This is a genomic window from Salipaludibacillus sp. CUR1, assembly GCF_021028955.1.
In the GTDB taxonomy this organism is placed as follows: domain Bacteria; phylum Bacillota; class Bacilli; order Bacillales; family Salisediminibacteriaceae; genus Salipaludibacillus.
In genome coordinates this window covers 162,075-181,900 of record NZ_JAIWPE010000053.1, presented here as the reverse complement: position 1 = coordinate 181,900, position 19,826 = coordinate 162,075, and the positions used below count along the sequence as shown (strand labels likewise).

The following is a 19,826-nucleotide window of genomic DNA, read 5'->3' as shown; positions in this document are numbered from 1 at the left end:
TGTAGAGGATTGGGAACAAGTATTGGTCTCTCCTCTACAATAGGAGCTTTTTTTGTGTTTGTAAACTCAAAATTACATTATATTCCATTCATGCAAGGCTACTGGGACAGACCCCCCAGGTTTTTACACTTTTTCTACCGCTTTTTGAAGGCTTCTTGTGGCGATAATATCTATGCCAAGCCCCTGGAAATCTTCCACGACTTTTTCGCCGCAAAGGACGGGAGCTTGAAGCTTGACGTTATTCAGTACTTTCATGCAATCAAAGATACTGTCTTTCGGTACAGGTTCGGAGGTTTTTACAGGTACCCTCGGCAGATGAGCCCCTTCCACCTTTACCGTTGTGGTGACCATCCTTGTCGGGTTTGTCATTTCTTCAATCCCGTATTTTTCACCCCGCTTACATGTATTTCCGCGGACGATAAAAGACACAGCGCCATCCTCCGAAACCTCTATTACTTCTAAATGGCAGCCGATTGGACAAGTGATACAGGTCAATTCTGTCATATTCATTGGGCAACTACCTCCTCTACTGTCACATTTACAGTCAGTGTACCGTCCTGAATTTTTTCAAGATCTTTTGCTTTTAACTTAACCGATTCCATTTCCGCAGGCGCGAGATGCCTTTTTTTAACAGATTTAATTGTCTCTCCGTTATTTTTAATCACAATACGCGCATTTTCATACACGTTATCGACACGGAACATAAGGGTCAGCTTACCGTCTATATTATCTTTCTGTATATGATGCGGAACGATATAACGGACCCCATTTTCCGCTTCCGTGCGGATCGGCTCGTCACTTGCGGAAAGCTCTCCTTTTACGTACTTTGCAGCATGCTTTCCTGCCCGGCAGCTTTCTTCAGTGACCCAGTCTACCAGATCGTGAACATGAACCACATTACCACAAGCGAATATCCCGGGTACCGATGTTTCCATTGATTCGTTAACAACCGGTCCCCCTGTCAGCGGATTAATCTCGACACTTGCTTTTTTGGAAAGCTCGTTTTCAGGGATCAGCCCGACTGACAGAAGGAGTGTGTCGCACGCGATCACCTGTTCAGTTCCTGGAATCGGCCGCTTATCTTCATCCACCTTTGCAATCACCACTTCTTCGACTCGCTCCTCGCCTCTTACTTCTGTAACTGTATGGCTTAACAGGAGCGGGATATCATAACCATTCAGGCATTGAACGATATTTCTAGCAAGCCCTCCTGAATAAGGCATGAGTTCAACTACCGCATGGACGTTTGCTCCTTCAAGAGTCATCCGCCTGGCCATTACCAGCCCAATATCACCGGAACCTACGATTACCACGTCTTTTCCCACCATATACCCTTCCATATTGACAAACCGCTGCGCGGTTCCTGCTGTATACACACCTGAAGCCCGTGTTCCTGGAATATTTATGGCGCCTCTCGTTCTCTCCAGGCAGCCCATGGCAAGGACTACAGCTTTAGCTTTGATTTGAAAAAAACCGTCCAGTGTATTTACCGCACTGATTAATTTATCTTCTGTCACGTCGAGCACCATCGTGTCCAGTTTATATTCAATTGAGAGGTCTTTTAATTTTCTGATAAACCGCTCGGCATACTCCGGCCCTGTCAGCTCCTCTTTAAACGTGTGAAGCCCGAAGCCATTGTGTATGCATTGCTGAAGAATCCCGCCCAGTTCTCTGTCTCTTTCCAGAACCAAAATAGACTCTACTCCGTTTTCCCTTGCTTCAATAGCTGCAGCTAAACCGGCCGGTCCTCCACCGATCACAACAAGATCGTAATTCATTTGACTTCCCCTCCTGAAATGTATTATACAAATTCTTTAGCTGGTGCTTTCGTTTCCCCTGTTAAGAGATAAGATTCTTTTTTGTCTTTTACAATAGAAGTAATATCCACATTCATTTCCCTGGCCAGGATCTCCATCACACGGGGAGCGCAAAATCCTCCCTGGCATCTTCCGGCACCCGCTCTCACTCTCCGTTTCACTCCGTCTATTGTTTCCGCCCCTGCGTTGCGGTGGATCATATCGACAATATCTCCCTCTGTGATATTTTCACACCTGCAAATAATCCGTCCGTAGCGCGGATCGTAGTTTATAAGCTTTGCTTTCTCTTCCGCCGGCGCTTCAATAAAACGGTTAACAGGTCTTCGGAACGGTATAAAATCCACGTTTTCAACTAAAAAGCCGTGACTATCTTTAACCATTTGAACGACTTTTTCCGCAATGGCCGGGGCTGCCGTTAAACCTGGTGAATCAATAGCGGCTACATTAATAAATCGAGGACTACCTGCGGGCTTATCTATAATGAAATCATTATCAGGAGTTTTTGCTCTTAACCCTGTAAAGGAAGTAATCACTTTATGGAAAGGGAAATCCGGTACCACCTTCATTCCTTTTTCTCTTAACTCCTGTATGCCTTTACTCGTCGTTTTCACATCATCCCGTTCTTTCGGCCCTTCAGATGTCGGTCCGATCAGGAAGTTTCCTTCCACTGTCGGCAGGGCGACAACTCCCTTCCCTTTATCTGAAGGCGGCTGGAAGACAATCGTGTTTAAATAGTCACCTGTAGATCTGTCAAACAGATTGTATTCTCCAGCAAACGGAAGGATTTCAAAATACGGCTCGTTGACGAGATTGTTTATTTTGTCAGCATACAACCCTGCGCAATTAATAACGTAGCGGCTTTCAATTATATTTTCACCTGCAGTGAGCCTGTATCCATGTGCTGTTTTTTCTATGGCTGTGACCGGGCTGTTCAGATGAATGTCCACCCCGTTATCTGCCGCGTTCTCGGCTAAAGCGATCGCTAATTCGAAAGAGCCGACGATACCTGCCGTAGGGGCATAAAGGGCTGCCAAGACCTCGCGCGACAGGTTGGCCTCCCGATTAAGGACTTCATCGCGCGAAAGGATCTCCAATCCTGCAACACCATTTGCTTCCCCCTGCCTTTTTAAAAACTTAAGATGGGCGAGATCCTGTTCGTTAAAAGCAGTAACGAAAGAGCCAATTTTCTTAAAAGGCACATCCAGCTCTTTACAAAGCTGTTCATATAGTGCATTCCCCTTCACATTTGTTTCCGCCTTTACTGTCCCGGGCTTGCAGTCAAACCCGGCATGAACGATGGCACTGTTTGCTTTTGTTGTTCCATTTGACACATCATTTTCCTTATCCACCAAAGCTGTCTTCAATTCATACTTTGCTAACTCCCGGGCAATTGATGTTCCAACAATTCCGGCTCCGATAATGGTTACATCATACATAAATCCATTCTCCTCTCCATTTCCTGGATAGACACTGGCCACAACAAGCTTTAAAGCTGGCAGCAAAAATTTTAATAAGGGCGCCTGACAGTTAGTCAGCGCGGGACCCTCCTTTTTAAGAGATACAAAAAAATCGCACGAAACAAGCCTAAGGGTTCCTTAGACGCGTTCATGCGATTCTCCTAATCTCTGCATTAATCTATTAAGTTACTGTCATCATATCATGAAAAATAGGCTGTCCGACCATTCCGCATGCCGATTTCATAAAAGCGACACAATTATAGTGCATGCCCAATCGGATTTTATAATAAGCGCCCTTAGTAAAAGACGCGTCTTTGAGCACCTTTATAGAAGCAAATCCTTAATTTAAATAACCAGCTTTGTAAGAGCTGCTGATGTTTTAATAACTAACTGCTCATAAAGCTGTTGGAATGTAAAGTACTTAACTAAGTTCACAGGTTCAATTGTATGTCTTGTCCTAAGTCGTTTCTTTTTTGACCATCGTATCCTTATCTAATGCTTCTTTGCCGGTAAGTATATGGGTGACATCGGTGGCTACCGTAGTGCCGCCTGTCAGGCTGCCGTTCTCAACTAGTGGAGCGCCATAAATATCATAGATTAAAGGGCCGTCAGACACAGGAAATGTAATTGTTTTGCGAAGTGCCTCGTTTTTCTGCAGTACTTCTTTTTTCAGGTTCATTAACTGAAGCGTTCCTTCGTTGTTAGCAACCTCTATATCCGTTTTTCCTATAATAGTGTCGTCATTAAAATCTGAGTGAGAGTTGAAAATCCACGTATATTTCAATTTCAGATCAAAGTGGGCCACAATAATCGGGCTGTCAGCCAGAGCCACATGAAAAAGGCCATCCAGCTGGCTGGAGAAAAAAGCGGCCGGATTAAATGAGAGGACTTCCGCCACCTTTTTTGCCACAGGGATACTTGGATCCCTGATCCCTTTTTCGATCTGCGCATAAAAGCCCCGGTCAATAAAAGACAGTGCAGCTACCTGCTGTTGCGTCAAATTCTTGTCTTTTCTTAAATTAATCAGCCATTCCCTTTTCATTTCGCACCCCTATTTATTCTCATCTATAGTTATTATAATATTACAAAAAATAAAAAATTTGAACTGTTTAAGAGTATGCTAAAAAGCTTCACATTTTTTACCTGTGAAGCCTTCATGTCTCAGTAATAAAATACCTCCAGTAAGCGGACAATATTATCAAGCTAAGTTGGTAAAAAATCCTAAAGTAATATCATGTTGGTAAACGTAAGGATTTTAAAAAGTTAAGGGTAGAAAGAATTATCCCATAGATTTCTTTTAACCAGCTCATCGGTCAGGAGTTTAATAAAGTCGCTGTCTAAATTAAATTCAACAGCCTTCTGGTAAATTTCTTTCAGCAGGTCATCTGATATTTCATTCAAACTAACTCACCTCTCAATGTACCTCTGAAACTCTTCTATAACCGCCCTAAGTATGCTCAAATTTTGTACACCTTTGCGTATAACCCTGCCTACTTCTATATTACTATTAGAAATCGACAAATAATGTGGCAAACAGCCACAATAATGCATGTATGTTTTAACGTATTACAGTGTTTATTCACCAATTGTTCGAAAATAATGTGTCATTCAATTAACAGGGCATATTAGTATTAAATTAATCTTAGAAATCCCCTGCACGTTTGCCGTTTTCCCAAGTTTCAGCCACTTCCCGTGCTAAACAAGGGTAGTCTCACGCGGAGTTTTCCTTACCCCCACATCCGACTCTTTTAATATTGATTTCGCCTTCTTAGATACAACCTAAATAACATCCCATAAAAAAGGAGTGGTCCCATGGTTAGAAAGAAGATTTTAATTTACGGAGCCGGCCCGTTTGGAAGCTTATTTACAGAAAGGCTGATTGAAGCCGGGCATGATGTATCTTTACTTGCCCGCGGAAAAAGGCTCGAGGAACTAAGAGAGTACGGAGTGGTAACGGAAAACAGTTCTACCGGAGAGCAGACGGTAACTCACGCGCGAATAGTCGAAAGTCTTGAAGCTAATGATTATTATGATTTAGTAATAATCCCCATGAGGAAAAACCAGGCAATAGAAATACTGCCGGTTCTGGCTGCAAATAAAAACGTGCCCACCTTTTTATTTATGATGAATAATGCCGAAGGTCCCCAAAGATTAATGGATTCTCTGGGCAGCGACCGTGTGATGATCGGATTCCCTTTGCCTGGCGGAGACCGGAAAGGCCATGTTATGCGTATGCTGCCTGTTCATGAACAGAAAAAATGGACAATGCCTGTCGGTGAGCCTGATGGGTCTGTCACTGAAAGAACCCGCCAAGTGGCAGACATTCTGGGCTCCATGAGAGGCTATAATATTCAAATACGTAAAGATATGGATGACTGGCTTAAATGCCACGCAGCTTTTGTAGCCCCTGCTTTTCCTCCGGCCATTTTCGCCGCAGGAAATAATTTAAACAGGTACGGAAATACGAGGGATGCGCGTGTATTAACAATTAGAGGGATAAGAGAAGCTTTACGTGCTTTACGTGCAGCAGATGTTAAAATGACTCCGCCAGCTGTCGTCAAAATGCTTGAATGGCTCCCGGAACCTCTTCTTGTGTATTACTTAAAGAAAATTATTAAACTGGAGGCTATCCAGGTGGCATTCGGCCACCTGGAAGCTGCCCCCGATGAAATGAAACATATTACCGATGAATTTTTTGAACTGGTCCGGGCGGGGGGCGCACCCACGCCGGTGCTTGATGACTTGTACAAGTACTACAGCCAGGAAGCTTCTCCTCTACCTGAAGGAAGCAAAGACCTCCCGCTGAACTGGAAAGGCGTCTGGTGGACAGCTGCCGGTGCAGCAGTATTATTAAGTATGTTCAGGAAATGTTCATGTAAAGATTAGCCGTTTTTAACAGGATTCAACCGTATAACACATTTAGACAAAGGTGGCACTGACGCCTCTCCCCTTCTTCCCCGCCTTATACCTAAAAACAGTCTGCCGGACCTGTCCCGGCAGACTGTTTTAATTACACAAAGAATAAATAAATCATTGTGACTGAAACAATGAGGAAGATGACACTCATTAAACTTCCCGCTTTCATATAATCGGCGTTTCTGTATCCTCCAGGCCCCATGATAAAGGCATTTACCTGGTGCGTCGGAAGCACGAATGAATTAGAGGCTGACACCGCTACCAGCAACGCCAGGCCGGTCGGATCAATTCCCAATGAATTCCCCATCATGATGACGAGCGGAACAAGGAGAACAGTTGCAGCAACATTTGACATGAACAGGGAAAAGAACATGGAAATAATCGCAATGACAAAAAGAATTCCTAATGTCCCCCATCCGCCAACAAGGTTAATGATGCCGGAAGCCGTGTACTCGGCAGCCCCGCTGTTTTCAAAAGCCGTACCCATTGGGATCAACCCTGCGAGAAGGAATACGGTCTTCCAATCAATGGCGGGATATATTTCTTCTTTTGGAATTACTCCGAGCAGGATCATGAGCATCGCACCTGTGAAGAAACTGAGTGAGAGCTGGAAGCCGGCAAGAACAAGGCCGATCGCGACAGCAATCGATAACAATGCGTATTTCTTTTTATCTGTTTTTGGTTCCGGTTCAGGCGGCTGGACTTCTGTCAGCACGGCAAAGTCATGGGAAGTTTTTAGCCTTAGGATATCTTCCCAGCGGCCAAAGATAATCATCTGCATGCCTGCTTCAAAAGGGACTTCAGAAAGATTATGCTTTTCACCGTCGCGGGTTATAAAAGCTACAGGTTCCAATTTATAATTTTTCCGGAATCCAATATCCGCAAGCTTTTTTCCTACCATTCGTGATTTTGGCGGAATCACAATTTCTGCAAAACCGGCCCGGTCTTCGTTTTCCAGATTGGCGAAAACCTTCAGGTTATCTTTTACTGTGAGCTGATGATTTTCAGCAAAAGCAGTGACATTGTCTTGGCTGCCAAGAACTGCGATCGTCTGGTTTTCCTGCAGGCGGGTCTTTCTCCACGGACTGTAAAGATGGCTTCCCGCTTCACTCAGGGCCAGTATATTAATACCGTACGTTGTCCATATTTCCAGTTCCTCTATAGACTTTCCAGCTAACGAGCTGTTGGCCGGGATAGTCACTTCATAAATATCGGCAGGCAAATTATATGTTTTCCTGATTTCTTCGGTGATGCTGGGTTTCGTTTCTCCTTTAGCTGCAGGCAGAACCCAGCGGCCAAACAAATAAAAGTACAGAATTCCAGCACCAAGGAGGGCTAATCCTATTGGCGTCACTGCAAAGAGATTAAACGGATCATTCCCCGACTCCATAAGCAAGTCGTTTAATATGATCAGAGGGCCTGAGGCGACCATAGTTAATGTGCCGCCAAGAATAGCGGCGAACCCCATGGGCATAATGATCTTCGATACAGGAATATTCGCGTTTCTTCCGATTTTTCTAAGAGCAGGCAAAAAAAGTGCCGCGGCACCTATATTCTGCATAAAAGAAGATATAATACCGACAGTGGCCGAGGTGCTCACCATAACGTTCTTCTCTTTTTTCCCGACTCTTTTAGTAATAAATTCAGCGACCACGGCCATGATCCCCGAACGGTCAACGCCATACCCTATGAGCATTACCGCCATCACAGAGATAACGGCATTAGAAGAGAAGCCGGCAAATGCTTCCGAAGCCGTGATAACGCCGGTCCAGGGGAGAATAACCATCACCAGGACAGCTACCAGGTCTGTACGGAGTTTCTCAGTGACAAACAGTGTGACAGCTAATAGTAAGACGGCGTATGTGATCATTATTTCCAGTGTCATAAGTGTGCTCCTTTCAAAACGTTTAACTGGCATTTTTATAATAAACAATTAATTCTTTATACCCTATATGGTATATTAAATTTGTCGAAAAATCAACATATTCACCTGACAAACTACTGGAAAAAAATAAAGATGCCTGGGTGGCATCTTTATCCCGGTTATTAGGTTAAAAAAGTTTTCCCCAGGCTGGCGAGCTCCTGACTTGCAATTTTTTCAGCGCGTGTAAGTTAAAAGCCTTGGTTTAAATCCACGGCATTACCGACAGTTTCCCCGTTCTCAAGTTTATAAAGGGTATTCAGGAAACAGTCTACGCCTTCTTCCGGTGTTGTTACAGCCGAAATATGGGGAGTTACTATCACTTTAGGATGGGACCAGAACGGATCGTCCTGAGGAAGCGGCTCACTCTCAAACACATCTAAAACAGCCTGACGTATATGTCCGTTATCCAGTGCCTGCAGCAAAGCCTCGTTATCGACAGATTCGCCCCGGCCGACATTTATAAATACGGCGTCCGTCCACCTGGCCAGCACGTCTTTATTAAATACCTTTTTCGTCTCATCAGTTAACGGCATCGTATTGATCACATAGTCCGCTTCAGCCAAAGCGTCATTTAGCGGCTCTTTTGATGAAAAGATTTGTCTAAACGGTTCTTTCTGCGTGCCGCTTAAGGAGACACCATATACGGTCATTCCGAATGAAGCAAGCGTTTCAGCCACTTCCCGGCCGATGACCCCTGTACCGTAAACGACCGCCTGTTTTTCCTGTAAAGGTGTGGGCGCTACCAGCTTCCACTCTTTTTCTGCTTGCATTTTTTCATAGCATGAATGATTTTGTACATCACGAAGTATGTAACTTAAACAATATTCACTCATTCTCTGGCCAAACGAGCAGACAGTGCGGGTTAACAGCACATCCTCTTTCCAGTCGATGTCCTTAAGAATTTTATCGACTCCCGCGCCGAATGAATGAACCCATTTAATATTTCCAAACGAAAAATTCGCAGGTCGTTTGAATGCTATAAACGCATCAGCCCATTTATAATCATCCTCTGTCACTTCCTCTTCTGTCCGGAAACGAAACTGCTTATCCCCCGCCACTTTTTTACTGTTAAAAATATGCTCTATTTCTTTCGCCATCGGGCTGGCAAATAAAATAGTACTGATTTTCATAACTAAATCCCCTTCCTGTATGCCAAGATGATGTCCTCTATTATAAAACAAATCAAACCCTCTGTCGTCCCGGATCTGTTAAACAAGCAAGACTCGGCTTTTAACTCGGTTAAAAGCCTTGCCTTTAGTGCTTTTACAGGTTAATGCACGTTCTTGCAAGCGCTTTCAAATGCGTGGTAATCTGAAAGCATAACGTATTTTCAAACATTTTACAGGGAGGGTTTTACAATGAGGAGAAGAACGGCAGAACCTTACAAAATCAAATCAGTTGAGCCTTTGAAAATGCTGAATTATAACGAACGGAAAGAAGCTTTGGAAAATGCGGGATATAATACATTCCTGATTAATTCAAGAGAAGTATATATCGACCTCCTGACAGACAGCGGCACAACGGCCATGAGTGATCAGCAGTGGGGCGCGCTGATGGTCGGAGATGAAGCGTATGCGGGAAGTGAAAGCTGGCACCACCTCGAAAAAGCTGTAAAAGAGATCTACGGTTATAAATACGTGATTCCAACCCACCAAGGAAGAGGTGCAGAAAATCTCCTCTCACAGATGAAAATTAAAGAAGGCGATTTTGTTCCAGGGAATATGTACTTTACTACCACGAGAGCCCATCAGGAATTAAATGGCGCAACATTTGTTGATATAATTATTGATGAAGGCCACGATTCCTTACTCGACCATCCATTTAAGGGAAATATCGATTTATCCAAACTCGAGAAAGTGATTAAAGAGGCCGGTCCTGAAAAAATACCTTATGTCTGTATCGCAGTAACGGTCAACCTTGCTGGCGGACAGCCAGTCAGTATGAAGAATCTGCGTGACGTGTATACCCTTTGCAGCAAATACGGAATCGATGTCATGTACGATGCGACCCGTTGTGTTGAGAATGCTTTCTTCATTCAGGAGCGGGAAGAAGGATATGCGGATATATCTGTTAAAGATATTTTAAAAGAAATGTTCTCCTATTCTGACGGCTGCACGATGAGCGGCAAAAAAGACTGCTTAGTGAACATTGGCGGATTTCTCGCTATGAATGATGAAGAGCTTTATATTCGCGGCCGTGAGCTGGTCGTTCTATATGAAGGCATGCCTTCATACGGCGGTCTTTCAGGCCGGGACATGGAAGCTATGGCGTTAGGAATCTATGAGTCCGCTGATGATAACTACATTGCGCACCGGATCCATCAGGTAAGATACTTGGGCGAACAGCTAATTGATGCCGGCATCCCTGTCGTAAAGCCAATTGGAGGCCATGCCGTCTTCCTGGACGCGAGAGAGTTCCTCCCTCACCTGAAACAGGAGCAGCTCCCTGCCCAGGCTCTGGCCGCAGCAATTTATTTAGATTCCGGAGTAAGATCAATGGAGCGTGGTTACGTGTCAGCCGGCAGAAACAAAGTTACAGGTGAAAACAATAAACCAAAACTTGAACTTGTGCGATTAACCATACCAAGACGCGTCTATACAAACAACCATATGGATGTGGTTGCTGATTCTGTTATAGCTCTTTATGAAAAAAGAGATCAAATCGGAGGCCTTGAAATGACTTATGAGCCGCCGACACTGAGGTTCTTCAACGCCAGGTTCAAACCTCTGGCCAAGAACGGTGAGCTCATGGGGAACGCTGCTTCTGTAACTACCCATTCATAACATTTCAGTGGTTAACCCGGCAGGCGATTGGCTTGCCGGGTTTTTGCGCGGCTTAAGATTGAGTGATAAAGAAAAGACTTGGCGATGGGGCGCGAAGATAATGAGGTAAGATGGCGCGTGCTGAGTTGGGGGGATGAGATTTGGAGATGAAACCTGCGAGTGCATCAAATATTACCGTGAGTGCATCAAATATCTTCAAGACAGCATCAAATAATGAATTGACTGCCTCAAATATCAGCGATACTGCATCATAAATCAAAGATTACATGTTTTCCGGCTGTCGTGCCAGGCAGGCCAACTGATGGCGCCTACCTTCTCCGTTGATTTTTCTCATTGGACTTTCTCATTTTAACTCTTGCTGAAGAAGGCTGTTTCCTGATGAATTTAATAAATTTCTTAAGTTGTTCGTCGTTCTGAAGCTTTTTTACCGTGCCCAGTCTGACGGCTAATTCGCGGTTCGTATACAAGTTATGAATTTGCTTATGACATGGTTTACAGAGCATGGCCGTTTGCAAATGGGCACCGCCTTCTTCTTTTGGAATTAAATGATGTTCAGTTAATTCCACTTCGTTCCTTGTACATAATTCACATTGTCCAGTACGCCTTTTCACCCTTGCCTCCCCGCTTTCTATGTATAGTTAACTCTGTGTTTTTAAACTAAATTACTTATACTGTAAACCACCAGGCCGCAGCCAATCAAATAATCCCCCTGATAAGTGTGGACTTATAGGGGGATAGAAATCTTATAGAGCAAATGACTTTCTTTTTTTATTAAAAATCCAAGTCTTCAGGGAACGTCATCGTTTCGAAAACCTCTCCTGTGTGTTCATTTTCAAAATGAACAATGACCTCAAAGTTGTCCGGGTCTACTCCGTCAAACAACTGGTAAAACATTCCGCTCAGCCCTAATCCGAACGCTGCAAATCCGTCAAAGCTGTTTTCAAAGGTTTCCTGTTCCACAATCATAGTAAATTCAGAATAAGAATCGTTATAAGTGATATCTGAGATGGACACGAAATCTTCACTGTTTTTCGTCTCTTCGATCGTTTCGTTGATGTCTTTTTCCATTTCCTGCATCATTTCTTCATGTTTTTCTTTAGACATTGTATAAGTCACTGTTCCGTCTTCAAGCATAGTTACATCGTAAATGCCTTCTTCCTCTTCTTCAGCGATCATATCTTCAGGATCTTCCTCTTCAAATAATGAAGGCGGAAGCGTAATTGTCACCTCAGATGCACCTGTGTCTACGCTGACTGAACTGTTGTCAGAATCGTGCCCCTGCTCATTTTCATTTTCGTGTTCATTTTCCTCAGTTTCAGCTTCGACCTCTTCCGCATTCCCGTTGTTTTCAGCCTCATTCTCCTCCGCGCCATTTGTATTGGCCATTGTTTCTTCAGCTTCAGCGTTCGTCTCCCCGTCTTCATTGCCGTTGCACGCCGTTATTCCCATAAGGAATACAGCAGCCAAGCCTGTTAATACATACTTTCTCATTGGTTAATACGCCCCTCTCATTTTTACTCTTCTGTTTACCCTTCTAATATACCAGACTGTCTGACAACCTTTGTCAGGGGAGAAGAATTTTTTTAAAAAAATCTATCATTTTCTTTTCTCTTCAGAGGTAAAGGATTCCGATTTTTCATTAACTTCCTTTTTCCGGCACACGTACTGCTCGCCGCAGCATTTACATTTCGATTTATAAAAATGAAACACCGTGCCTTCGAAGGCGCTGAGGCTTTTTAAGGAATGGCTTTTTTCAGCCTTGGCCAGATGCTTATACTGCTCTTCAAACTCGCTTAATGGCAAATACTCATTTACCGGAAAAGTATAATTTTTGTTTGTTGAAAACATTAATTTCTGGTCAAAAAAACTGTGTTTGCGGCAATTTGGGCATTTCACCTGGTGAGAGAATAAAACAACAGGTAATAAGACAGCACCGCACAGAACCGCCACTCCTTCTGTCCAATGGTAATAAAAAAATGACAGTGGGCTCATAAGGTCGGTTCGCAGGTTTAGTTGTATAAAAGAAATGATTAAAAATGATATCAGCCCGGCCAGAAGCCCAAAAAACATGTATCTGACTTTAAAATGGGGTTGGTACCGATAAATATAATAAATATATAACGCCGTAGAACTAGCGCCGATTATGAAATATTCCAAATAGGGCCTTGTAAAGCCAAGGGTGGGGGTTATGGGGAGCCCGGAGAACACAGCGATGAGAAGGGATAAGAGAATCGAACCTGCATACATCACATAGATCATCATTTTTACCCCCGCCTGAAAGTGTCATCTACTTTCATTATAAACAAACAGAGAGATGAATATGTATGTCCGCCTCTTTAAACGTATGAACAGAATTTCCAGCTGTTCTTGCTGATTTGATTTTTTTAGAAAAGAGGTGGTTCCTGCTAATGCCTTTCCTCTTGCGTGAGTATCAAGAAAAATATCAGATTGAATTTTCGGAAAATTTAATCTATAATAGTTTTGTACATACCGACCGGTTAGTATTATACTGCCAAATAAAAAGGAGCGATGTTATGTCAGCTAAAAATCAGCAGGAAGTGGAGTTCGTACAAGCCAGGCCTCAGGACCGCCCTGGCCATAAAGAGATGTTAAATTACGGTTTAGGATTCTTCGGAATTATTTTAATCTGGACGATGGTTGGTACGTTTCTCGCATTTTACTACACAGATATTGCTGGTATTTCAGCCGGTGTGGTGGGGACATTGATGCTGGTCAGCCGCCTCCTTGATGGTGTCACCGACATAGGCATGGGTTCAGTGGTGGACAGGACGAAATCAAAACACGGGAAAGCACGGCCCTGGATTCTCTGGATGGCCCTGCCGTTTGCCGTTTCCGGCGTCCTCCTGTTTTCTGTACCGGATATAAGTATGACAGGCAAAATTATTTACGCTTATATCACTTACATTTTACTCATCTTAACGTACACCGCTATTTCTATCCCTTATAAGACACTCTTGGGGTTAATGACTCAAGACCCTAAAGGAAGGTCGTTAGTTAACATCTATACCGGTGTGTTTACGATGCTGAGTACGATCCTTGTTATGACCCTTGCTGAACCGGTTGCCAGTGCCATAGGCGGAAACTTTGGTTGGACGGCTGTTTCCCTGGCCATTGCGGTTATTATTGTGGTGACCTGTTTTACTTCTTTCCGTTCAACACAAGAAAGAGTCGATGCGGAACCGGTAAAAAAGGAAAAGAAAGTTCCTTTTAAAACAGAATTTAAGGCACTCCTTACAAATAAATACTGGGTAATTATTACGGTTTACTGCGTACTCGCTTATACGCTCAATGCTCTTTTAACAGGGGCAGGGCTTTACTACGCAACATATATCTTAGGAAACAGCAGCTATTTCTCTTTCTTCGCATTGTCATTGTTTCTGCCAACCATTGTCTGTTTCTTTTTTATCGGAAAATTAGTGGGCAGGTATGGCAAACGGAATATTGCATTAGTTGTATCTTTAGTAGCTATATTCGGGTCTATTATTAAATTTATTGATCCGTCGAGTCTTGCTCTTTTCTTAACCGGCAATGTTATTCAAGGGTTTGGGCTGATTCCTGTCATCACTTTTCTGTATGCGATGATTAATGACACGACAGAATACGGCCAGTGGAAATCCGGGTTCAGAACGGCGGGCCTCGTAAACAGTGCAGCCAGTTTCGGAATGAAAGTAGGAACCGGGATCGGCGGAGGATTAATCGGCTGGCTTTTAGCCTTCGGCGGCTATCAGGGCGCCCTTGCCGAACAATCAGCCTCGGCAAGCCAAATGATTATCGCCCTGAACATCCAACTCCCGCTTCTCTTTACGGTCCTTCAAGTCATCCTTCTATGGATGTATAAACTGGATAAAGAGTACCCGGCCATTTTAAAAGAGTTAAACCAAAAATAATTGAAAGGGGTCTGTCCCCCAGCGCGTTAAAGCTGTAATGCGCTGGGGGACAGACCCCAAAAAATTTACTTCTCTGCTTCGTAAAGGACCCACACGGAATTAAGCTGAAACGGGTGGTTGGCAGGAAGACCGGTTATTTCTTCTTTTGGTATATCCATCCAGACATGTGCCTCTTCACCAAGTTCATCCTCAAGGTTTTGTTTCGCTTTGTAAACCGTTTGCCAAAAACCTTTCTGATCCCGCGCATCATTCCATGGATAAGCGACGTGTAAATAATGTGTTCTTTTCTGGTCATGTTTCGTCAGGAAGAAACGGTCGCCTGCTTTGTTTTCATAAAAGGTCCAGTCCTTAAGGGTATTCTCATTGAACAAAGCCTCAGAGGCAGGAAACGGATAATAACATTGAAAAGGGAAAACTTTACTTTTGGCAAGATATGTTTTTTCAAGCCAGCTTTTCTTCCGACCGGTTGAATGGATTTCCTGCCAAACTTCTTCTCCGCTTTCTATAGCCTCTACCTCTTTTGCCGTCGCCGCATACTGGGTAAGCTTCGGTTTACAACCGATTTTTTCTAGTACACGCCTGGCCGGCAGGTTGCCTTCTTCCGTATTGCCTCCCACCCATCTGACACCTTCTGCGCTGAACGCTTCATTTTTTACATGCGTCATTAATTCTGTCGCAAATGATTTCCTTTGGAAACGCCGGTCACTGCGGAGCCGTCCAAGCATCGCATACCGGCCAGCAAAAATCGAATATCCGCCCATCGAAGCAAGCTTCCCGTCTGCAAATAAACCATACAACCGATTCGTCCCACCTGCAAAGCGCTCAAAAAATAAGTTGATATAGTCATCTTCAATTCCTGTATCCATAGCAGCAAATAACTCATAATCTTCTGAAGTGAGTCGTCGTATCTTTTCGCTCATCGCCTGCTGTCTCCTTTAACCAATAAACTTCTGTCTCTCATTATAATGTTGAACAGGAGAGATTTCATGTCTTAAGTATTTTTAAAAAAGAGGCTAAAAGCAAAACTTTTCCGTGAACCTTCCGGGGTGAATGTAAAACCCAGCCCGTTCATACACAGGCAGCAGGACTTACTGCCCGTCTATTTTCTGTTTATGGGACATACATTGTTCCGAGGTGGATAAAATGACGGAATCGACTGTAGACAAGTTTAATATTTTCGTTGTCATGTTTTTGATTACTCTTGTTATCAGGCTGCAAATGCCTGTATTTACGCCTTACGCAGCCTCGTTTGACGCGTCAAGCATGCTAATAGGAATTATTTTAGGGGTCACTTCACTGACTAACTTAACGGGGAATTTAATCGCAGGCCCGCTGGTAGACCGCTTTGGAAAAAAGAGATTTATCACTTTTCCATTATTTATTGCGGGAGGTTTGTTTATCGCACACGGCCTCGCCTCTAATGCCGGCGACTTACTGATCCTTCATGCTTTAAATGGCTTTGCCCTCGCTTTTTTAATCCCGGCCGCCTTTACTCTCCTTTCAGGATACGCCAATAACAGCCGGCAGCAAGGCAAAAACATGGCAATTAACGGTATGCTATCAACTCTGGCCGGAATTATTGCTCCTCTCATCGGCGGTAAAATGGTCGTGATGTTCGGGTATGTTAATACTTATTTTTTTATAGGGGCAGCTATTATTGTCATTGGCTTTTATTCCCTGCGTTTTATAAAAGACAGGCAGATGGTGGCGGTAAAAACATTTACAGAGGACTCAAAGTCCCGTGTTCTCACCACGCCAAACCTGCTGGCAGCTTATTTAATCGGTTTTGCGGTGATGTATATTCATGGGGTGCTTATATTTGAAATTCCTTACCTGACGGTTGAAAAAGAAGTCTCAACCATTCAGACAGGCCAGTTATTCAGCCTGATGAGCATTGGCACATTCATTACGCTGTCCTTATTTTTTATTAACCAGTTTGACCCATTTAAACGGCTGATGTGCGGGTTATTCGGTATGTCTCTTTGCCTGTTTGGATTATTCAGCACCTTACTTCCCCTGCCGTATCTTATTTTTATGATGGGCATGTTTTTTGGACTTGTTATGCCCGCTATGGCTACCTCGATCACCGAAAACGCAGCTAAAGAAGTACACGGCAGGGCCTTTGGTTACATGTCTGCTGTTTTTTCGGTGGGGATTATTCTCAGTTCATCAGTGACAGGAATTGTAAGGGACTTTATGTCACCTTATTTTATCGCTTTTCTTATAGGCATGATTGTTTTCACGGTTAGCGGATACATGCGGCTGAACTCTTCACAGATGATAAGCCGGCTGATAGGATCAAACAGCAAATAACACCGGCCGATGGTGGCCGGTGTTTTGTCATAGTCAACGGGCATCAGGCCCGTTTTTTTTCTTTAAAGTACTTTCTTGCTATTGGAATCCACTCTGTCCATTGTTCGATAGAGTAATTGTTAATACAATCCATACAGACTGAAAATTCATTGTTCGTCTCTAGGATTGGATGCAAACGTTCAGGCAATATGCCTAACGAACTCTTTTCAGACCATTTCCTGCATCTGTCGCACCTTTCCATACTATCTTTTTCTTTATCCATTTCTATCTCTCCTCTCTTTTTAAAAGAGAATAAAGGTTCAGCCGACGGATGGCTGACTTCCCCACCGGCAGCATTGATACCTCTGAAAAATCGAAAGCCCAGTTGCCTAACCGTAAGTCCTTTAAAAACAGCTTTCTTTAGCCGGTGTATCCCGCTATACCCGGTCTGCCGGACTGTTAAAACGATGATAAAGGTTGTGCTATATAAGAATCTTTAATTAAATGAGGTCTCCAAAAATGCTATACAGTTTAGTATTGGGAGGCTGCTTTGCCTCAAAAATTTCTTCGAAGCTATGATAAGTAATATCATTATTTTCTATCCCCAGCGCCACTCCATAAATATCATTATCAATCAAATGAATGACTTCGTGGCCCATCCGGCTAGTAAAGACACGGTCGAACGCTGATGGCGTCCCGCCTCTTTGGATGTGCCCCAGGATGGTCGCCCGGGTATCCAGTCCGCAATGGTCTTTAATCATTTGAGCGATCTCCTCGCCATTCCCCGCACCTTCTGCGACCATGACAATGCTGTGTGTTTTCCCTTTATCAAAACGGGCTTTTAATTTACGGGATATTTCCTTAATATCCCATGGCTGTTCGGGAACTAAAATAGCATCCACGCCGCTTGCTATGCCTGCGTGCAAGGCAATATCCCCGCTATTTCTTCCCATCACCTCAATGACACTTACCCGTTCGTGGCTGCTCATTGTGTCACGCAGATTCCCAATCGCATCAGTTACGACATTTAAAGTAGTATCAAAACCAATTGTATAATCAGTCAGTGGCAGGTCGTTATCAATTGTCCCTGGAAGCCCATATGTTTTTATCCCCAGGTCATTTAGTTTCGCAGCCCCCCGGTAACTGCCATCGCCTCCAATAACGACGAGATGCTCGATCCCCTCTTCTTTTAAATTATTCGCTCCTTTTTTCTGGCCTTCTACCGTCCTGAACTCTTCAGACCGGGCAGATTGAAGAAATGTCCCGCCGCGATAAAGTTTATCCGAGACATCTTTTGATTCTAAAGGTATAAAGTCCTTTTCCATCAATCCATTATAGCCTCTTCTGATCCCTACAATCTCGTATCCTCGTGCAATTCCTGTTCTGACTACAGAACGAATAGCGCTATTCATTCCCTGCGAGTCGCCTCCTGAAGTTAATACACCAATCTTTTTCACTGTCATCCATCCTTTCGTTGTTTAAGCCTAAAATAAGCGGGAAGCCTTTGCTTAGTGAAAAAATCAAGTCCCTCATTATCGGTTTTTTCCGTACTTATCCATTTATAATTGTGGAGATAAATTTACTCTAACCCTTCATCCTCCTGCTATTCCCTTTTCAATCCAATTAAACACTTCAAGAATCTGTTTGAAAAAATGGGGCCAGACCCCTGGCACATTAACGCTTTACTGTGCTGGGGGTCTGACCCCTTACATATGAATCCATCTAATCTTTCCACTTGAATGAGCTTTGCGTTATCATTTCAATATTTGGATGCTTTTTGAGCTCATTTGTTAATTTAAAGAGGGCGTTATCTTTCTTTTTTGCTTCGATCATACAATCAATTTGCCTTGCAGAGCCGTTTGTCTTTTTCACAAAATCGAGCAGAAGATCGACATCGACGTAATCCGCATGCGCTTTAAATTCTTTCTCGCTTTTTGGGCTTGAAATATGCATTTTTACAGGCAGAGGTGAATGAGACCAGGAATTGACGACGCGGGGCCAATGGTCTTCCCAGCTTTCACCGTCATGGTTGGCTAGATGATGGTGAATATCAAAGACTTGCGGAATATTTAATTTCTCACACACATATAAGCAGTTTCCAAGCGTATAAGACGTATCATCATTTTCAATTATGAGCATTTTCTGTATCCCCTTCGGCACCACAGACCAGTGATCAATGAACCGCTCGAGAGACTGCTCTTTATCAGCGTAACGCCCGCCTAAATGGATGACGCAGCGGTGATCCGGAGACAATCCCATATAGCGGAGTAAGAGATAATGATATTTTAAGACGTCTAAAGACACCTGAAAGATCTCCTTATCAGGAGAATTAAGGACCACAAAATGATCTGGATGAAAATCAACCCGCATCCCGTTTGCTTCAGAAAACCGGCCCAGCTCTATAAGGCTTTCTTTAAGCGCGGCGATGTAATCCCACTTAGCCAGATCCTCATGTGTAGCCAAAGGAACCAGTCTTGAGCTCAGCCTGAAAAAATCCACCTCGTGCGCTTTATTGTGTTTTAGTAGCCTGAGACAATTTTGAATATTTGATTTAGCAATTCGTTCAAGCTTTCTTACAGCCGCTTCCCAATCATTTATGTTCTTAAAACTTTTAAGAGTCATCGTCTGGGAAGGGGAAGCATTTTGCAAATTTAAACTCATGGCTACATAGCCTAGCCTATATACCGTCACGAGACATCACCTGTTCAACGTTTTCCTTTAGTATCAGC

The 19,826-nt window shown here is 43.6% G+C and carries 17 protein-coding genes; 4 read left to right on the top strand and 13 right to left on the bottom strand.

Features of this window, described 5'->3' with window-relative positions; genetic code table 11:
- Nucleotides 1–123: 123 nt before the first annotated feature.
- From K8O68_RS11230 to sda, 5 genes are all read right to left on the bottom strand, one after another.
- A complete protein-coding gene (locus tag K8O68_RS11230; protein WP_230896976.1) occupies nucleotides 124–510 on the bottom strand; it encodes a DUF1667 domain-containing protein in 387 nt (128 codons plus the stop codon).
- A complete protein-coding gene (locus tag K8O68_RS11225; RefSeq protein WP_230896975.1) occupies nucleotides 507–1,778 on the bottom strand; it encodes an NAD(P)/FAD-dependent oxidoreductase in 1,272 nt (423 codons plus the stop codon). Before K8O68_RS11225 ends, K8O68_RS11230 begins: the two co-directional genes overlap by 4 nt.
- Before the next feature lie 23 nt (nucleotides 1,779–1,801).
- A complete protein-coding gene (locus K8O68_RS11220; protein ID WP_230896974.1) occupies nucleotides 1,802–3,253 on the bottom strand; it encodes an NAD(P)/FAD-dependent oxidoreductase in 1,452 nt (483 codons plus the stop codon).
- Nucleotides 3,254–3,731: 478 nt separating this feature from the next.
- Nucleotides 3,732–4,316 (bottom strand): helix-turn-helix domain-containing protein, encoded by a 585-nt coding sequence (locus K8O68_RS11215; RefSeq protein ID WP_230896973.1) that lies wholly within the window; start codon nucleotides 4,314–4,316, stop codon nucleotides 3,732–3,734.
- Between the two features lie 221 nt (nucleotides 4,317–4,537).
- Nucleotides 4,538–4,675 carry a sporulation histidine kinase inhibitor Sda gene (gene sda, locus K8O68_RS11210; RefSeq protein ID WP_230896972.1) on the bottom strand — a complete coding sequence of 46 codons (138 nt, stop codon included), beginning with the start codon at nucleotides 4,673–4,675 and terminating at the stop codon, nucleotides 4,538–4,540.
- Nucleotides 4,676–5,086: 411 nt separating this feature from the next.
- On the opposite strand from sda, the gene K8O68_RS11205 reads away from it, so the two are divergent.
- The gene (locus tag K8O68_RS11205) at nucleotides 5,087–6,160 is read left to right on the top strand and encodes a ketopantoate reductase family protein (RefSeq protein WP_230896971.1); all 1,074 of its coding nucleotides are present in this window, start codon (nucleotides 5,087–5,089) and stop codon (nucleotides 6,158–6,160) included.
- A 124-nt stretch (nucleotides 6,161–6,284) separates the two neighbouring features.
- Here K8O68_RS11205 and K8O68_RS11200 read toward each other — a convergent pair whose 3' ends face one another.
- Nucleotides 6,285–8,075 (bottom strand): SLC13 family permease, encoded by a 1,791-nt coding sequence (locus K8O68_RS11200; protein ID WP_230896970.1) that lies wholly within the window; start codon nucleotides 8,073–8,075, stop codon nucleotides 6,285–6,287.
- A 227-nt stretch (nucleotides 8,076–8,302) separates the two neighbouring features.
- Entirely contained in the window at nucleotides 8,303–9,244 is a 942-nt protein-coding gene (locus K8O68_RS11195) for a D-2-hydroxyacid dehydrogenase (RefSeq protein WP_230896969.1), read from the bottom strand.
- Between the two features lie 228 nt (nucleotides 9,245–9,472).
- Between K8O68_RS11195 and K8O68_RS11190 the strand changes: the two genes are divergently transcribed.
- Nucleotides 9,473–10,897 (top strand): tyrosine phenol-lyase, encoded by a 1,425-nt coding sequence (locus K8O68_RS11190; protein ID WP_230896968.1) that lies wholly within the window; start codon nucleotides 9,473–9,475, stop codon nucleotides 10,895–10,897.
- Between the two features lie 308 nt (nucleotides 10,898–11,205).
- Here K8O68_RS11190 and K8O68_RS11185 read toward each other — a convergent pair whose 3' ends face one another.
- Together K8O68_RS11185 and K8O68_RS11180 are read right to left on the bottom strand one after the other, a co-directional pair.
- Nucleotides 11,206–11,508, bottom strand: coding sequence for an HNH endonuclease (locus tag K8O68_RS11185; protein ID WP_230896967.1), 303 nt, complete (start codon nucleotides 11,506–11,508; stop codon nucleotides 11,206–11,208).
- Between the two features lie 160 nt (nucleotides 11,509–11,668).
- Nucleotides 11,669–12,388: a hypothetical protein gene (locus K8O68_RS11180; RefSeq protein ID WP_230896966.1), complete on the bottom strand. Its 720-nt coding sequence runs from the start codon at nucleotides 12,386–12,388 to the stop codon at nucleotides 11,669–11,671.
- Nucleotides 12,389–13,431: 1,043 nt separating this feature from the next.
- On the opposite strand from K8O68_RS11180, the gene K8O68_RS11175 reads away from it, so the two are divergent.
- Complete coding sequence (locus K8O68_RS11175) at nucleotides 13,432–14,805, top strand: MFS transporter (RefSeq protein WP_230896965.1); 1,374 nt, start codon at nucleotides 13,432–13,434, stop codon at nucleotides 14,803–14,805.
- 65 nt (nucleotides 14,806–14,870) lie between these two features.
- On the opposite strand, the gene K8O68_RS11170 is transcribed toward K8O68_RS11175, so the two are convergent.
- On the bottom strand, nucleotides 14,871–15,725 hold the full coding sequence (locus tag K8O68_RS11170) for a GNAT family N-acetyltransferase (protein WP_230896964.1): 855 nt from the start codon (nucleotides 15,723–15,725) through the stop codon (nucleotides 14,871–14,873).
- A gap of 223 nt (nucleotides 15,726–15,948) precedes the next feature.
- On the opposite strand from K8O68_RS11170, the gene K8O68_RS11165 reads away from it, so the two are divergent.
- Nucleotides 15,949–17,118 carry an MFS transporter gene (locus K8O68_RS11165; RefSeq protein ID WP_230896963.1) on the top strand — a complete coding sequence of 390 codons (1,170 nt, stop codon included), beginning with the start codon at nucleotides 15,949–15,951 and terminating at the stop codon, nucleotides 17,116–17,118.
- 43 nt (nucleotides 17,119–17,161) lie between these two features.
- Here the strand turns inward: K8O68_RS11165 and K8O68_RS11160 are convergent, their stop codons facing one another.
- The 3 genes from K8O68_RS11160 to uvsE all read right to left on the bottom strand — a co-directional run bounded on the left by K8O68_RS11160 (nucleotide 17,162) and on the right by uvsE (nucleotide 19,788).
- Nucleotides 17,162–17,380 carry a hypothetical protein gene (locus K8O68_RS11160; RefSeq protein WP_230896962.1) on the bottom strand — a complete coding sequence of 73 codons (219 nt, stop codon included), beginning with the start codon at nucleotides 17,378–17,380 and terminating at the stop codon, nucleotides 17,162–17,164.
- A 217-nt stretch (nucleotides 17,381–17,597) separates the two neighbouring features.
- Entirely contained in the window at nucleotides 17,598–18,560 is a 963-nt protein-coding gene (gene pfkA / locus K8O68_RS11155; protein ID WP_230896961.1) for a 6-phosphofructokinase, read from the bottom strand.
- A 259-nt stretch (nucleotides 18,561–18,819) separates the two neighbouring features.
- Complete coding sequence (uvsE, locus tag K8O68_RS11150) at nucleotides 18,820–19,788, bottom strand: UV DNA damage repair endonuclease UvsE (RefSeq protein WP_370640518.1); 969 nt, start codon at nucleotides 19,786–19,788, stop codon at nucleotides 18,820–18,822.
- Nucleotides 19,789–19,826 lie beyond the last annotated feature (38 nt).

What these genes read in the sequence shown, in the direction of transcription:
- K8O68_RS11230 (WP_230896976.1), bottom strand. Translation starts at nt 510, where the DNA reads ATGAATATGACAGAATTGACCTGTATCACTTGTCCAATCGGCTGCCAT.
- K8O68_RS11225 (WP_230896975.1), bottom strand. Translation starts at nt 1,778, where the DNA reads ATGAATTACGATCTTGTTGTGATCGGTGGAGGACCGGCCGGTTTAGCT.
- K8O68_RS11220 (WP_230896974.1), bottom strand. Translation starts at nt 3,253, where the DNA reads ATGTATGATGTAACCATTATCGGAGCCGGAATTGTTGGAACATCAATT.
- K8O68_RS11215 (WP_230896973.1), bottom strand. Translation starts at nt 4,316, where the DNA reads ATGAAAAGGGAATGGCTGATTAATTTAAGAAAAGACAAGAATTTGACG.
- K8O68_RS11205 (WP_230896971.1), top strand. Translation starts at nt 5,087, where the DNA reads ATGGTTAGAAAGAAGATTTTAATTTACGGAGCCGGCCCGTTTGGAAGC.
- K8O68_RS11200 (WP_230896970.1), bottom strand. Translation starts at nt 8,075, where the DNA reads ATGACACTGGAAATAATGATCACATACGCCGTCTTACTATTAGCTGTC.
- K8O68_RS11195 (WP_230896969.1), bottom strand. Translation starts at nt 9,244, where the DNA reads ATGAAAATCAGTACTATTTTATTTGCCAGCCCGATGGCGAAAGAAATA.
- K8O68_RS11190 (WP_230896968.1), top strand. Translation starts at nt 9,473, where the DNA reads ATGAGGAGAAGAACGGCAGAACCTTACAAAATCAAATCAGTTGAGCCT.
- K8O68_RS11180 (WP_230896966.1), bottom strand. Translation starts at nt 12,388, where the DNA reads ATGAGAAAGTATGTATTAACAGGCTTGGCTGCTGTATTCCTTATGGGA.
- K8O68_RS11175 (WP_230896965.1), top strand. Translation starts at nt 13,432, where the DNA reads ATGTCAGCTAAAAATCAGCAGGAAGTGGAGTTCGTACAAGCCAGGCCT.
- K8O68_RS11170 (WP_230896964.1), bottom strand. Translation starts at nt 15,725, where the DNA reads ATGAGCGAAAAGATACGACGACTCACTTCAGAAGATTATGAGTTATTT.
- K8O68_RS11165 (WP_230896963.1), top strand. Translation starts at nt 15,949, where the DNA reads ATGACGGAATCGACTGTAGACAAGTTTAATATTTTCGTTGTCATGTTT.
- K8O68_RS11160 (WP_230896962.1), bottom strand. Translation starts at nt 17,380, where the DNA reads ATGGATAAAGAAAAAGATAGTATGGAAAGGTGCGACAGATGCAGGAAA.
- pfkA (WP_230896961.1), bottom strand. Translation starts at nt 18,560, where the DNA reads ATGACAGTGAAAAAGATTGGTGTATTAACTTCAGGAGGCGACTCGCAG.